Source organism: Mucilaginibacter sp. SJ, assembly GCF_028993635.1.
Lineage (GTDB): Bacteria > Bacteroidota > Bacteroidia > Sphingobacteriales > Sphingobacteriaceae > Mucilaginibacter.
Window position 1 is genome coordinate 3,643,874 of the sequence record NZ_CP118631.1, and the last position, 14,929, is coordinate 3,658,802.

Sequence of the window (14,929 nt, forward strand, 5' to 3'; positions counted from 1 at the left end):
TTTAATACGTTATCAATCCAGCGTTTTCCGGGATTGTGTAATGCAAGTTACAGGAAACAAAATAAAAAAGGCCCGTTCGTCTAGGGGTTAGGACAGGAGATTTTCATTCTTCAAACAGGGGTTCGATTCCCCTACGGGCTACTAAAGGAAACGAACCGATTTGTTCGTTTCCTTTTTTTATGGCAGTAAAATCTGTGACCTAACTTGTTACAGCCGGATCAAATGCTGTTCGACAATTGCATAGACATTTCTATCAGCTCTTAGGCAATAAAGTCTACAACAAAGCTCTATAAGGTGTTCAGGTCGATTTCACTACATTCAACATTCACTCCAGGTTACCGTCATTTTGCTTTACTCAGTCTCAGGATGCTTTTTTGCCATCAGGTAAAGAAAATCCAAGATAATGTCAATTTCCTGGCGGTCAACTAAATACCGAATTTGGTAAAAATTGAAACAGCTAGTATGGTCGAGATTTTTCTTTCTATAAAACTCACTCATTAAATGGTTATTTTACCAACAAGTATTTTAGATAATGCTCCGGTCACCCCCAATGAGCTTCTTATGGCATTACTGAAAAAGCATGAGTTGCGGTTTTTTAAATATTCAATTAGGCAATCTACTTCACATATATTGGGATACACATGCATCTGCAATTACTCTTAAATAATTACCCAAGGCTCGTTATCCACATAAAAAACAGTTGTGTTAATAAATTTTCTCAACATATTTAGTAGTTTTTAACTTACTTTACTCAAGCACACTAAAACCATTACTCATGAACCCGACTAAACTAGCTGCATTCGATTATGCCGTTTATCAGCTTACTCGTTGGTATTCTGAACAAGTTAGGGAATGGAGACAAGGTAATGACCTTTCACGATTAAAACTTACAAAACTGCTTTTTTTTACTGTTGCTGTTACCTCATCCCCTAATGATGCTGGGTTATTAACTGTATTTGATGACTTTGCAGCTCTTCCTTACGGGCATGTAGAAAGTGATATTCAAAATCACATGAATGAATCGCAATGTTATACCATCACCAGAGATCAATTAAGTTTTAAAGAAGGGTTTAATAATTATCATGGTTCTATACAATTGGATGAAAATATTATCCATATGATCGACGATGGAATCAATCGCTTAAAAAATGAAAATCCGGACCTAATCAACTATAGCGCATTTCAACTCGTTGATTTAAGTCATAAATGGCAATCTTGGAAAACTGTATTTTCACTAGCAAAGAAAAATGGCAAATTTTCTATGAGTATTCCAGCAACTATGATAATGAACGAAACCAAGATTTTTAAATTATAAACCCCACAAATGAGCCACATTGACGCAGCGCTCACGCATATTCGTACTCAATTGCCTTCGACTTGGACTTCACAGTTTTCAAATCTCATCACCCGAGACGATGTAAACGATAAGGCATATGTGTTATCAATTGAAGTAGCAGTGGCTTCAATTTTAGACCGAGTAGCTACTCCATTTTTTGAACATCTCAACCTTTCAGTCATTTCCGGTGAGTATGTTACAGACCTAATTTGGCATAAAAACAAGTTAATCGAATTAGAGAACTATGTAAAAAATGACGTTGCAGATATAGATATTTCAGCCTACCCTGAAATGGAGGCAGTAGCGCAGGAAGAATTTAAAGCTAACTTTCTTTTTCCGGTAAACCAGACCTTAAAAAAATACAGATCTTTAATAGAATTTGTTGATCGACACCTTATCTATCAATCTAATACAAGCACACTATTCTCTGTTATTAAAAATGATTCAGAAAAGGTGAAAGACGGCAACTCTGCGGCACGTGAAAATGCAAAGGTATTCCAATTGAATGTTAGGTTATCTCAAATAGATCATAGCTTGTCGTTTCAGGAAAGTGATTTTAGAGACTTACTGTTGATAGATGATCATCTAAAAAATACAACATCGATATCCTATGTAGACATCTTGCAAAAAAAATGCGGTTTTCTTTTATACAAACTTTCTTTTAGACTGCAGGAATCGCACCAAAATTATCTTTACGCAATTAATTTCAACTACTCCACTGTACAGTTAAGCAAGGTCGCTGATTTTAACGAATTCAACGATGTAATAGAAGGGCATTACGATGATGGTCTTCCTCCTCCAAATTATATCGTAAAGCGTGATGCGGCACTCCATAAATTTGAAACTGCGGGTATATTAACCTTAAATGATTATCACATTTTGATTAAATACTTCAAAGATAACAAGCGTGATCTTGGGTCACTGGAGAATTTAAGAACCAAATACGAACAATATTATACTGGAAGAAATGGCTTTAGCTTATTTGATCAAAAAGCGTCTGATGTTACTTTCTGTTACTTAGACAATAATATATTATCTCTGGAACTTGATCAAGGCAAGTTAGAACTGGACAACTGGGAGGAAAAGCTAAAAAAGTATACAGACAGAGCGGAGCAGAGAAAAAACAAGAACTTCTTTCCTTACTACAAAATCATTAATAAATATCTCAAATCAGAGATCGAGCGCCAATTTGAATCCAACGAATCAAAATTGACAGAGATCCATAATCTTATTGCCAAGTTTGAAGAAAACTTAAAAAGGTTGATTGAAAATCTTGGTATTTGCGAGGAAACCGATTATCTGGCCTTCCAAAATAACTATGAAGGATGCAAAGTGATGATTAATAATTCCATTGCTTGCTTTGTGGCCTCATCTTTTGTTTTGCCCTTAAACTATAAAAAGCTAAGTGAAGAAATAGAGGAATATAGAATGGACCGGCTAAAATTCAACTCTATGTATGAAATAGAGAAAATGATTGATGCAGATCGTAAAGTTGTAAAGGGAGTAAAAGAAGAAATTGAACGTACAGATAAAAGAAACATCGAAATCCTTTCCATATTCTCGGCGATAGTAATGTTTGTTTCTAATGAGATACAAATCTTTTCAAAGGTTGCAAATGTTAAAGACGCTGTTGCCTTCACATTGTTTTTTGCTTTTGGACTTGGTCTATTCGTGCTGATGATATGGTTCGTTACTAGACCAGAAGGTGTTAAATTAAAGAACTTCAACTTTATTCATTGGTTTATGATCACTTTGTTCTCATTGGGTTTAAGTTCCGGTATTGGTTATTTGTATTTTTCAAAGCCTGTCATTAATAATGCTAATGAACTTCAGAAGTTACAATTTAAAATTGATTCTGTTAAAAAGGTAAAAGTGTTAGATAGTTTGTTAAAGCCGCGCCAATTGGAAACCAATTTAAGGCAAAAGAAGCACCCTCATTAGAGGCAATGACTATACTGATAATTTTTAGATGTTGCTATTAATGAGAATACTGTCTATTCTGAAAGTAATATCTTTTCAAAAATACTTGTGCGTTTTGTATAGCTCGCAAATCACCTAAAAAGTTTGACTTTTCGCCGCTCCAATAAAAAGAGGCTGTATTATAAATCGATTTCGACATTCGATGCCGAAATTAAATTTTGTAAAGACTTAAATCAGCCTCAAAATGGCATCAAAAAGGGCAATTTTCTAATCGGAGATTGCCCGTTTTGATGAGTAACTGATCGGTGCCGAAATTTATTTAGCAGCCATCTGCCAAAATTGATTTATGATACAGCCTCTTTTAACTCTTAGATTATGCAACATGCCTACCCTTGCACAGCTACATTGTCTCTCCCTTAAACCTACCCTTTATAGCTGGGATCAAACTCCACAATCCATTCAATACCATATTTATCCCTGAACATACCGGCGTATGTACCCCAGGGACTATCACCAATCGGCCCTTCAACTTCGCCGCCTGCTGACAATCCGTTAAATATTTTGTCGGCTTCTTCACGGCTTTCGGCGCCCGCGTATATTTTAGACCTGTTTTCGTTTTCACTTACCTTCCCTATAAAATCGGGAACATCATTAGCTATCAATACATTGTTTTTGCCGAGGGGTAAACCAATGTACATTATTTTGTTTTCTTCACTTTCCGCCACCTGGAATTCAGGGCCAGCTAAGTCTTTGAAGCGAATGATCCTGGTGAACTCTCCGCCAAAAACTGATTTGTAAAAATTGAATGCTTCCTGGGCGTTACCATTGAAGTTGATCCAGGGATTAATTGCTCTCATAATTTTTAGTTTTTAAATTGTTATGTTTTTTGTTTATCTCTTCGGTTATTAATATTCATTTTACCTTATGATTTTTGCGATAAGGTTGCAAACAGATCGTCCAGGTTTTTCAACATCAGCATCATTCCTTTGGTGAAACCATCGGTTAAGCGTTCCATTCGTTCCAGCGATTCATTATAAATGGAAATATTCACCGTTGTTATGCCATCTTGTTCGCTGAAATTGTAATCCCATTCTGAGCCCGGCAATTCCGGGTTTTCGTCTTTGTCGGCAAAAGAGTTATATAGTTTAAAATTGGTCTTGGGCGTAATAGAAGTATATTTCTGCAACAGCCAGCGTTCTTGCCCGTCGGGGTTTACCATGGCGTAAAATCGCCGTCCCCCAACTTCAAAATTCATGTATTTGGTTTTGGAGCGCATAGGTGCAGGCGCTGCCCACTGGTCAAGTATCTCCTGTTTGGTAAAAGCATCCCATACCAGGTCAAGCCCGGCATCAAGCTCGCGGGTTATAAATACCCTCTGCGCTGCTTTATCAACGGTAAAATCAAATAGCAAATCGTTGTTCATATTGTCTGGTTTTTAATTGTTGATAATACTTTGTCGAGCTGATTAAACTGTGTTTCCCAGCTTTGCCTGAATTGGGCCAACCAATTATCAAACTCCTGCATTTTCTTTGCATTAAAGTGATAATAAATCTCCCTGCCCGAGTGCTCTGGTTTAATGAGTTCGCATTCATGCAGTACTTTAATATGTTTGGATACTGCCTGCCGGGTCATATCAAATTTTTCGGCCATTGCATTAGGCGTTAACGCCTTAATAGCAATTAAAGTTAAAATCGCCCTGCGTGTCGGATCGGCTATGGCCTGGAATAGATCTTGTTTCATGTTAAAACGCGCAACTTAAAAGTTGCGTAAATATATATGCAACTTTTGAGTTGCGCAAATTTATTTGCGATTATCTTTTGGGTGGGAACGAAAGCTTAAAGGTTTGGATATTAGTTAAGGCAAGTAGGTTTCATCATTGAAACAAGGGGATTGATTTTACCGGGGATCGCCGAATATTGAACAACAGTTTAATATTCAAGATATTATAAACAGCTTAAAGCTCCTTCTCCTCGCTGGCAAGAGGATGCGACACAAAAGTCCGGGTGTGGGCGTACCCGTGACTTATCAAAACTAAGAAGCCACGGGCACTCTACGCTGCACCCCAGCGCTGCTACTCAAGCCAAATAGGATCTATTTCAAGCCCCTCTCGGTTACCAATCTCTCTATTTCCTTATTCCGGGCCCTATTCCTCGCCGCTATCGGAATATAAACCAATGGAAGAAAGGTCAACAATCCAAACCCATTTCTGGCAACGCTATAAACGGACACTCCGATTAAAAAACCAAAGATCACGGCATCCATAAGCTTACCAGACTTGATCTTTCTTGCTTCCTGTAATAATTCGTCGTTTGTTAATTCGGCTAATTCTTTTTGTTTCATTGATGTGATATCTGTTAACGGTTAAATTTTAGTAGTTGAAATTGCAGGCTACTATTTCGATTACAAGTTACTAAATAAAGGAAACTACCTGAGAAGTCACGAGTATTTTACTCCGCATCCCTGCGCCGCATACTCACTGCCGCACAATAAGTTCGGGATAATTCCCCTACAACCAACGAAGAGACTTTACGAAAGTGAAAAGTATAACGGTTTTAACTGGATCTTTTAGTACAGTAGCATTTGGTTGATATCGGCTTAAATATAAAGAAAACTCACCGGCGATATCTTTGTGTCGCGATCCACCCCGCAATTTGTCGTTTTCACACAGTACACAAGCCTAAAATACCTGCCATCTTTGTATTGTCAATCAAATCGAAACAATTAAACTAACATTCCATGAAAAGAGTATTCAAAGGATCTAACGTTGTCCAACCGGTATTAATAATAGCTATGCTTCTTTTTACAATATTTCAATGTAAAGGGCAACAGCTTAAGCCTGCCGCCAGTGGCTATGCACCGGTTAATGGTATCAAAGTTTATTACGAAGTTTATGGCGACGGTAAGCCTATCGTTTTGCTGCATGGCGCTTTTTATACCATTGAGTTAAACTGGGCGCAGTTAATCCCCGAACTGTCAAAAACAAGAAAGGTAATTGCCCTTGAAATGCAGGGGCACGGACATACACCATATTCGGACAGAAAATTAGACATTGCTACTCTGGCAAGTGATGTGGAAGGAGTAATGAATTACCTAAAAATTGATAGTGCTGATGTTGCAGGGTATAGCATGGGAGGCTCCATAGCTTACCAGTTAGCAGTAAAAAGCCCTAAACGGGTAAAAAAATTAGTGATCATTTCTTCTACCTACAAAACTAATGGCTGGCTGCCCGTAGTAAATGGTGGGTTTAAAGGCTTTAAGCCTGAATTTTTTGACAATACTCCTTTAAAAACTGCATATGATGCAGTAGCACCCGACAAAACAAAATGGAGAAAGTTTATAGAACAAATGATTGTTTTTGCCGGGGTACCCTTTGACGTTGGCGATGCCAATATCGCTAAAATTACTTCGCCGGTATTGCTCATCTCGGGCGATAATGATGGCCTGGACAAAGTGGAATTGATGAAAACATATCAATTACTGGGAGGTGGTATATCTGCTGATTTGGCGCCGATGCCAAAATCACATTTGGCCATTGTTCCTGCACAGGGACATGTAAGCTTAATGCAGCAGACAAAAACGATATCAGATCTTTTGAATGGCTTTTTACAATAACAAAGCCGCAATAATACAATCTAAAAACATGACCGCAGGAAAAGGAATTTTATTTACCTATAAACTACTTATAAACAAATGAGAAAGATCAGAATTTTTGAACATATCTCGCTGGATGGCGTGATAGAACATGACGGCGATTATACCTATGGCGCATGGACAACACCGTATCGCAGTCCTGCCGGAGCGGCAACCCTGCTGGAGGCATACGGGCCTAACTTCGACCTGCTGCTTGCCCGCCGCACTTACGATATATTTAGCGGCTTTTGGCCTACTGCCGGGGATTTCCCAATGGCAAATGCTATAAATGCCGCAACAAAATACATAGTAACCCACAGGCCCGACAGCCTGGAATGGGGACCGGTAAAGGGTTTGGGCGAGGATATTATAGCGTCTATTCGCGATCTCAAATCAACCGATGGCCCCGACCTGATCGTCGTTGGAAGTTCAACGCTAACTTCTGTGTTGCTTGACCAGGGACTGGCTGACGAGGTTGTGCTCATCACCTACCCGGTGTTGCTTGGCCGGGGTAAACGCTTATTGTCTGACACTATTGACGCCCGTGAACTTGCTTTTGTCGACTCGAAGAGTACGCCCACAGGTTTGCTCATCAACACTTACCGGCACGTCGGCCCGTTGAAAAAATAACTTTTCGCCCTGAAGGGAAGAATTTCCCAAACACACTACAAAGCCACTTTACAAAAGTAGAGCGGCTTTTTTAATTACTACCGGGAACACAGCACCTACCCTTACAAACTGACATTTGGTAAACCCTGCCAACCGTATTAATTGTTAATTTTGCAACAAATAAAAGTTTAAGAATGTCGATAACTACCGAAGACGAAAAAATTGGGATGCAGCAGGCCAGCGATGCTGTAGCGATTACGCTCAGGAGGATGCGGGAGTACGCAAAACCGGGTATCTCTACAAAAGAACTTGACGAATACGGCGGCGAATTGCTGGCACAGATGGGAGCAAGATCTGCGCCTTTGTTAACCTACAATTTCCCGGGACATACTTGTATAAGCGTGAATGAGGAAGCAGCGCACGGTATACCTTCGGCCGATAAGATCCTTAAAGAAGGTGACCTGGTAAATATTGATGTATCGGCAGAGCTAAATGGTTACTGGGCCGATAACGGCGGCTCCTTCGTTTTAGGGCAGGATATCCATGGCTATGGCAAACTCGTGGATACCTCGAAAGAGATCTTAAAAAAAGCGATCAAAAACATTAAAGGCGGTGTCAGGATTTCGGAGATCGGCAGGTTAATTGAAACTGAAGCCAAAAAAGCCGGCTACACGGTAATAAAAAACCTGACCGGGCACGGTGTTGGCCGCAGCTTGCACGAAGAACCGCATGAAGTTGCCAACTTCTGCGACAGGTATAACACTGCGCGCTTTAAAAAGAATTCGGTGGTAGCGATAGAGACATTCATTTCAACACGGTCGACAATTGCCGATACTCAAGCCGACGGCTGGACATTAATTGGTAATAAAGGCGGTTTTGTTGCACAGCACGAGCACACCATTATGGTAACCGGCGGTGAGGCCGTGATATTCACAGCGCAGAACGGTATTTGGGATTAATTCTTTTTGGGAATAGATCAGGCTATACCCTGAAGTATTTGTATTAGATAACTACTAAGCCGCTTTACCAAACCGAGCGGCTTTTTATTTATGCAATAACAATCTGCGGATAAATACCCCAACTATAAATTTTCGTAACACAGAGCATAGCATTTATTCAGGCCAAATGCTCTTCCAACCGGATACTACTTCGTTCCATCGATATACCATCTGCTTTAATTTATCCGTTAATCTATTATCCATTAGTATTTTATTAATTTGGAGTAGTTATTAACCTCTTTCATTTAGTTGAAGCCGTATACATTCCATATTACCCTTTATGACGCTGCGTTTTTTGGGATGCTGTTTATCGGCCTCACTTTTATCCTGCTTTTATGGTTCGCCAGAAAAACAAACCAGTCGGCAAACCGGTTTTTGGCGATGGCATTGGCAATTGCCGCTTTGTGGATAGTCCGGATCCTGGGCATCGATATCGGGCTGTCAACCTATATTCATAACTGGGGCCGGCTGCCGCTGCAGTTTTCGCTGGCATTTGGCCCGCTCATTTTCTTTTATGTCCTTAAAATAACCCGGCCGGAGTATAAATTCACCCGCAGGGACCTGCTGCATTTCAGCCCCTTGTTAGTCGAACAAAGCGCCTGGGCTTTAGAAGTGCTGGAAAGTATAAAAACAGGCCGGGCAACTTATGATACGCTGATATTTCAACGAATAAACCCTGTATTACTACTATTAGCATTTATCTCGGTCATTATTTATCTATACCGGTGCCGCAAGCTGATCGAAAACTTTTACCAGGAGCTAAAATTTAACGGAGGCGACCGGTACCGGCACGAGTTAAAATGGATAAATAACCTACTGACAGGCTTCGGATTGTTATGGCTGTTGTGGATCCCTTTTATAGCTGCCGACTATTTTTATTATGATTACCAATTGGGCATACAGGCCTATTACCCTTTGTATCTCCTGCTAATGTCCATGCTTATCTGGATGGCGGCAAGAGCATTTTTAAGACCGGAAGTTACTGCACAGGCGGATAACATGCCGGTTTTAAAACCATTACTACCAGCGGAACTGAAGCAAAAAGGCGCCTGGTTAAAGCGGGTTGTTAAAGAAAATAATTACTACCAGGATCCTGAATTGAGTTTAAGCTCCCTCGCCGAAAAGCTCGGTATGCATACCCATGAGTTATCACGGATCATCAATACTGTGCTCAAAAAAAGCTTCAATGATTTTATTAACGAATACCGGGTACAGGCAGCTGCGCGGAAAATGCAGGATCCTGCTAATGATCATATCACCCTCTTAGGGATCGCGTTTGAATCGGGATTTAATTCCCAAAGTACCTTTAGTCGTATTTTCAAGCAGGTGACCGGGAAAAGCCCGCAGGATTATAAAAATAACTTAAAAAAAGAGTACCCAACTTATAAGTTGAGAAGTGATACCCAATTTGCGCCGGTAGTTTTGAATCATGAAACCGCTCCTAAATGGTCTCGTGATAAAACAAACCGCAACTTTATGTTTAAAAATTATTTCAAAATCGCCTGGCGTAATTTAACGCGCAATAAAAGCTATGCCGCTATTAACATTACCGGCCTGGCCGTAGGTATTGCTGTTTGTATGATGATCTTTATCATTATACAGTTTCAAACAAGCTTTGATAGGTTTCACCCTAAGAAAGACCGTGCCTATCGTGTGCTAACCGAATACCATCACGCAGAAACCGGTGATATTACCTATGGTAAAGACATCCCCTTTCCGTTGCCTTTAGGATTAAAAACCGCTTTCCCCCAAATAGAACAGGTTGCCCCCATTTTTGCAAGCCAGAATGACCAGCTAATTATTCCCGACGAAAACGGGGCGACGATAAAAATGTTTAAGGAACAAAGAGGCCTGTTTTATACCAACCCTTCATTTTTTAAAATTTTTAACTTCCCGCTGCTTGCCGGTTCGTATACTTCATTAAAAGACCCAGACAATGTATTGCTTACCAAAGAGGTTGCTGAAAAGTATTTTGGCGACTGGAAATCGGCAATGGGTAAAACCATTAAATTGCAAATGGGCGGCTTTATGTTTGAGCATGGTACGGACGTATTAAAAGTGTCGGGGATCCTGGCAACCATTCCTGCAAATTCCGACTTTCAGCTCAAACTTGTTGTTAGCTTTGGGACAGGGTTTACCGGGGACTATTTAGCAAAATCTACAGATTGGAACAGAACCGTAACTGATTTTGGCTGCTATATTTTGTTACCTCAGAGCCTTTCTGCCAACAATTTTAATCAGCAACTGAGGGCTTATTCACAAAAGGTACAATCCTCTGATAACAAGGACAGCCATATTATACAATCATTAAATGCTGTTCATTATGATTCACAAACAGGCAACTACAGCAACCAAACAGCCAGTCATCAGTTGCTCAATGTATTGTGGCTAATTGCCGCGTTCATCCTGCTCATTGCCTGTGTAAACTTTATCAACCTCTCTACCGCGCAGGCTGTTAACCGGGCAAAAGAGGTTGGTGTCAGAAAGGTTTTGGGGAGCAATAAATCGCAATTGCAACTCCAGTTCATTGTCGAAACATTTTTAATCGTGGCAAGCGCTGTATTACTTGCAGTTGCTATTACCATACTTGCATTACCTTATATAAGCCGGTTGTTAGAATTGTCGCTTTCATTCAACATATTCAGCAATCCTTCAATTATTTTATTCCTTCTGACTGTGGCAGTTGTTGTAACCGCCTTGGCGGGTTTTTATCCTTCTATTGTTTTATCGCGTTTCAATCCTGTTAATGCTTTAAAAAGTAAACTTACTACAGATCCGGCAAAGGGAATTTCATTAAGAAGGGGCCTGGTGGTGTTTCAATTCATCATTGCGCAGGCATTGATCATCGGAACGCTCGTTATTGTAAAGCAAATGAACTATTTTATGGATCAGCCTTTAGGCTTCGATAAAGAAACAATTGTTAATATTCCGTTCCGGGTAGATAGTCTTCGAATGAGCAGGCTGAGTTATTTGAGAGACCAATTATTATCCATAAACGGCGTTCAGGCAGTATGTTATAGTTCGAATACCCCGATTGAAAACGGTAATGATACGTGGAGCGCAGTTAGGTTTGACCATGCAACAAAAGAAACAGGTTTCAAGGCGATTACCAAATTTGCCGACGAAGGCTATGTACCGGCCTACAAGTTAAAGTTGATAGCCGGACGAAACCTTCAGCCATCCCCCCTTACCAGGGAGTTTTTGGTAAACGAATCGCTTGTAAAAAGTTTAGGGCTTAAAAAACCAGAGGATATATTGAACAAGGAAATCAGCATATGGGATGGTGTAATAAAATGCCCGGTTGTTGGCGTGTTAAAAGATTTTAATGACAGGTCTTTCCGGCACGGCCTTGCACCATTGCTTATCGCCACAAACATCACCATGTATAACCAGGCCGGTATAAAGCTTAAAACCACGAATGTTTTTTTGACGATGCAATCTGTTAAACAAGTATTTGAAAAGACATTTCCCAATTTTGTTTATGAATACCGGTTTTTGGATGATAAAATTGCAAGTTTTTACAAACAGGAAAATCAGTTAGCCCAGTTATATAAAATTTTTGCCGCCATCGCGATACTTCTAAGCTGTTTGGGTTTGTATGGCTTAGCCTCGTTCATGGCCGTACAACGGATAAAGGAAGTTGGTATCCGTAAAGTACTTGGGGCTACTTCAGGCAGCATCGTTTATTTGTTTTCGAAAGAGTTTATCATACTCATTGCTATCGCCTTTGCCATCGCTACCCCCATTGCATGGTATTATATGCACCAGTGGCTACAAGCTTATGTTTATCGCATCAATATCAGTTGGTGGCTATTTGCGGCGGGCGGAATGGCAGCAATTGTTATTGCACTTGCAACCATAAGTTTCCAGGCAATAAAAGCGGCAAAAGCTAATCCGGTAAAGAGTTTGAGAAGTGAATAGAAATTAACCGATCTTTACAACCCAGGAAAAATAAAAAAGAATGGAAATTACAAGATTAGGTACTAAACCTTCGAGCAAAGGCCCGGCCGACTGGTTCACCGGCGCGGTACGAATTGACCCGCTATTTGATGCCAATGAGGCGCGCCGGGGCGTATCTGCTACCGTAACCTTTGAGCCGGGCGCAAGAACAGCCTGGCATACGCATCCACTGGGACAAACACTTATTATTACTTCAGGTATTGGCTGGGTACAGCGTGAAGGCGGCCTTGTTCAGGAAGTACGCCCGGGAGATGTGGTTTGGTTTGAACCTAACGAAAAACATTGGCATGGCGCCTCGGCTGTCAATGGCATGAGCCACATAGCTATACAGGAAAATCTTAATGGCAAAGTAGTTGATTGGCTGGAGCATGTAACTGATGAACAATACAACCAGGCTTAATAACGCCAATTAATATTATTTAAGTCCCAGCCTGCTCCGCAAAAGATCCCGGTAAGTGCTGCCTATCGGGATTTTTTCGCCGTTAATAATAAGTTGATGTACTTCGATCATGGTAATATGTTTGATAGCCACCACGTATGATTTATGCACCCGTAAAAAATCCGCTGCGGGCACGAGGTCAAAAATATCTCCCATGTTTTCGCGCACCAGGATCTTTCTGTCTTTCAGGTGAATGGTAATATAATTGCCGTCTTTTTCCAAGTACAGGATCTCATCTACCTTAACCTGGTAAGTTTGCGGACCGCTTTTGATAAAAACGGTGGACTCATCCTCTTTGCTTACCCCATTTCTTGAAGATAGCGCTGCCGTGGCTTTATTTATGGCTGCAAGAAAGCGCTCAAAAGTGATCGGTTTCAACAGGTAATCGAGGGCATTCAGGTCGTAGCTCTCTACTGCATAGTGACTGTAAGCGGTAGTAAAAATGACCATCGGCTTGGGCGACAAAGTTTGCACCAACTGCATTCCGCTTATATCAGGCATATTAATATCCAGAAAAATAAGGTCTACCTTTTCGCGGTTCAGGAATTCGATGGCCTTCACCGGTTCGCGAAAGGTGGCTTTCAAATCGACCAGGCTGGTTTTAAGGCAATAGCGCTCTATCACTTCAAGCGCCTTCGGCTCATCATCAATGGCAATGCAGGTTATCATTCCAGGTCAATTTCGAGTTTAACAATATATATTCCCTGTTCTTCATTGATCTGCAGGTCATGTTTGCCAGGATACAACAAATCGAGCCGCCGCTTTACATTTTCGAGCCCGATGCCGCTTTTCTCTTCCTCCATTTTTTTGATGGCGCTATATTTGGTATTGATACAGGTAAAGATCAGCTTATGATCTGAAAGAACAATGGCAATATCTATCCCGGATGTTTGCCCGATAGAAACGCCGTGCTTAAAGGCATTTTCAACAAAAGGGATAAATAGCATCGGAGCGACGACGACCGTTCCCGTCTGCGCAGGGTGATCAAATATCACTTTTACCTCATCATCCGCATAACGCAGTTTATTCAGGGTGATGCAGTCTTCCAGGTATGCTATTTCCTTGTTCAGCGGCACCCCGCCGGCATTGCTGTCATAGATCATATAACGCATCATGCCCGAAAGTTTGGAAATCCCGTCGGCAAGCTCATCATTCCCCTTTTCCTGGGCCATCGAAAACAGGTTATTGAGTGTATTAAACAGGAAATGCGGATTGATCTGCGATTTAAGGAATTTGATCTCAGTACTCAGTTGATAAGCCTCCAGCTGATTGCGTACAAGTTCAGTTCGGGCCCATTCTTTCAAAAAGAAATAGGCTATTGAAAGCCCGGCCGCGGTTAAAAAAATAAGCAGCATGGTGAGCTGCATGTGCACCCAGTTTCCTATTGCAAAAAAGGCGTTATGATTTGGTATCAGGTGATTAAGGCCATCCTTGCCTGCTGCAAAACCAGGGGGCGGAGGCCCCATGGGCAGGCTATTGTTCAATTTAGAACCAACCAAAATATAATTGGCAAGAAAGACAAGTATAAACCAGCCGGCGGCTATGCCGATGCCTGCAAATAAGCTTTTATAGCGAAGAGCCTTTTTAAAGATCCAAAATATATTGCCGTAAAACAGCAGGGCCAGAAAAGCGAGTGTAAAGCGGGAATACGGGAAAATGGTGTCTATCTCACTCCTTTCCATGATTTTTCCGTTGTGGTTTACCCTGATCTTGACCGTTGAGCTGGTTAGCGAATTCAAGGTATAGTACACCCCTATCCAGAACGCCAGGTGGATCAGTATCTCGATGATATGTTTGGCCTTGATACGGTGCATTCTTCAAAAGTATATTAAGCCCGGCTTATTGATAAATTATTGATGTTAATATAGCGATTTGCCGGCTAAACGGGCAATTTTTGAAATCCGGGCTTAAGGCCGCCGGCAATTTGTTTTCGGCAGAAGCTCAAATAACAAATATCCATTCTATGCAGAAATGAAGACGCTGTTCATACCAAAGTTTTTGGTGGCTTTAAAGGGTAAGGTACTATTGTTTAAAAAT

13 protein-coding genes and 1 tRNA gene are annotated in these 14,929 nt (G+C 40.9%); 8 read left to right on the forward strand and 6 right to left on the reverse strand.

Going from position 1 to position 14,929, the window contains the following annotated elements; translation table 11 throughout:
* The first annotated feature begins 69 nt into the window (after positions 1-69).
* The 3 genes from MusilaSJ_RS14595 (at position 70) to MusilaSJ_RS14605 (ending at position 3,277) form a co-directional block, all read left to right on the forward strand.
* Positions 70-141 (forward strand) — tRNA-Glu (locus tag MusilaSJ_RS14595).
* Between the two features lie 634 nt (positions 142-775).
* A complete protein-coding gene (locus tag MusilaSJ_RS14600) occupies positions 776-1,315 on the forward strand; it encodes a Panacea domain-containing protein (protein WP_274985693.1) in 540 nt (179 codons plus the stop codon).
* Between the two features lie 9 nt (positions 1,316-1,324).
* Positions 1,325-3,277, forward strand: a complete 1,953-nt coding sequence (locus MusilaSJ_RS14605) for a hypothetical protein (protein ID WP_274985694.1) — start codon at positions 1,325-1,327, stop codon at positions 3,275-3,277.
* Between the two features lie 401 nt (positions 3,278-3,678).
* On the opposite strand, the gene MusilaSJ_RS14610 is transcribed toward MusilaSJ_RS14605, so the two are convergent.
* The 4 genes from MusilaSJ_RS14610 to MusilaSJ_RS14625 form a co-directional block, all read right to left on the reverse strand.
* Positions 3,679-4,113 carry a VOC family protein gene (locus tag MusilaSJ_RS14610; RefSeq protein WP_274985695.1) on the reverse strand — a complete coding sequence of 145 codons (435 nt, stop codon included), beginning with the start codon at positions 4,111-4,113 and terminating at the stop codon, positions 3,679-3,681.
* A gap of 65 nt (positions 4,114-4,178) precedes the next feature.
* Positions 4,179-4,679, reverse strand: coding sequence for an SRPBCC family protein (locus MusilaSJ_RS14615; protein WP_274985696.1), 501 nt, complete (start codon positions 4,677-4,679; stop codon positions 4,179-4,181).
* A complete protein-coding gene (locus tag MusilaSJ_RS14620; RefSeq protein ID WP_274985697.1) occupies positions 4,676-4,996 on the reverse strand; it encodes an ArsR/SmtB family transcription factor in 321 nt (106 codons plus the stop codon). Before MusilaSJ_RS14620 ends, MusilaSJ_RS14615 begins: the two co-directional genes overlap by 4 nt.
* Before the next feature lie 351 nt (positions 4,997-5,347).
* Positions 5,348-5,596, reverse strand: a complete 249-nt coding sequence (locus MusilaSJ_RS14625) for a hypothetical protein (protein ID WP_274985698.1) — start codon at positions 5,594-5,596, stop codon at positions 5,348-5,350.
* A 396-nt stretch (positions 5,597-5,992) separates the two neighbouring features.
* Between MusilaSJ_RS14625 and MusilaSJ_RS14630 the strand changes: the two genes are divergently transcribed.
* The 5 genes from MusilaSJ_RS14630 (at position 5,993) to MusilaSJ_RS14650 (ending at position 12,853) form a co-directional block, all read left to right on the forward strand.
* A complete protein-coding gene (locus tag MusilaSJ_RS14630) occupies positions 5,993-6,868 on the forward strand; it encodes an alpha/beta fold hydrolase (RefSeq protein ID WP_274985699.1) in 876 nt (291 codons plus the stop codon).
* Positions 6,869-6,946: 78 nt separating this feature from the next.
* Positions 6,947-7,516: a dihydrofolate reductase family protein gene (locus tag MusilaSJ_RS14635; protein ID WP_274985700.1), complete on the forward strand. Its 570-nt coding sequence runs from the start codon at positions 6,947-6,949 to the stop codon at positions 7,514-7,516.
* A 173-nt stretch (positions 7,517-7,689) separates the two neighbouring features.
* Complete coding sequence (map, locus tag MusilaSJ_RS14640) at positions 7,690-8,454, forward strand: type I methionyl aminopeptidase (protein WP_274985701.1); 765 nt, start codon at positions 7,690-7,692, stop codon at positions 8,452-8,454.
* Between the two features lie 288 nt (positions 8,455-8,742).
* Positions 8,743-12,414, forward strand: a complete 3,672-nt coding sequence (locus tag MusilaSJ_RS14645) for an FtsX-like permease family protein (RefSeq protein WP_274985702.1) — start codon at positions 8,743-8,745, stop codon at positions 12,412-12,414.
* Between the two features lie 40 nt (positions 12,415-12,454).
* Positions 12,455-12,853 carry a (R)-mandelonitrile lyase gene (locus tag MusilaSJ_RS14650; RefSeq protein WP_274985703.1) on the forward strand — a complete coding sequence of 133 codons (399 nt, stop codon included), beginning with the start codon at positions 12,455-12,457 and terminating at the stop codon, positions 12,851-12,853.
* A gap of 15 nt (positions 12,854-12,868) precedes the next feature.
* Here the strand turns inward: MusilaSJ_RS14650 and MusilaSJ_RS14655 are convergent, their stop codons facing one another.
* Together MusilaSJ_RS14655 and MusilaSJ_RS14660 are read right to left on the reverse strand one after the other, a co-directional pair.
* On the reverse strand, positions 12,869-13,561 hold the full coding sequence (locus tag MusilaSJ_RS14655; RefSeq protein WP_274985704.1) for a LytR/AlgR family response regulator transcription factor: 693 nt from the start codon (positions 13,559-13,561) through the stop codon (positions 12,869-12,871).
* On the reverse strand, positions 13,558-14,706 hold the full coding sequence (locus MusilaSJ_RS14660; RefSeq protein ID WP_274985705.1) for a sensor histidine kinase: 1,149 nt from the start codon (positions 14,704-14,706) through the stop codon (positions 13,558-13,560). The genes MusilaSJ_RS14655 and MusilaSJ_RS14660 overlap by 4 nt, the downstream gene beginning before the upstream one ends.
* Positions 14,707-14,929 lie beyond the last annotated feature (223 nt).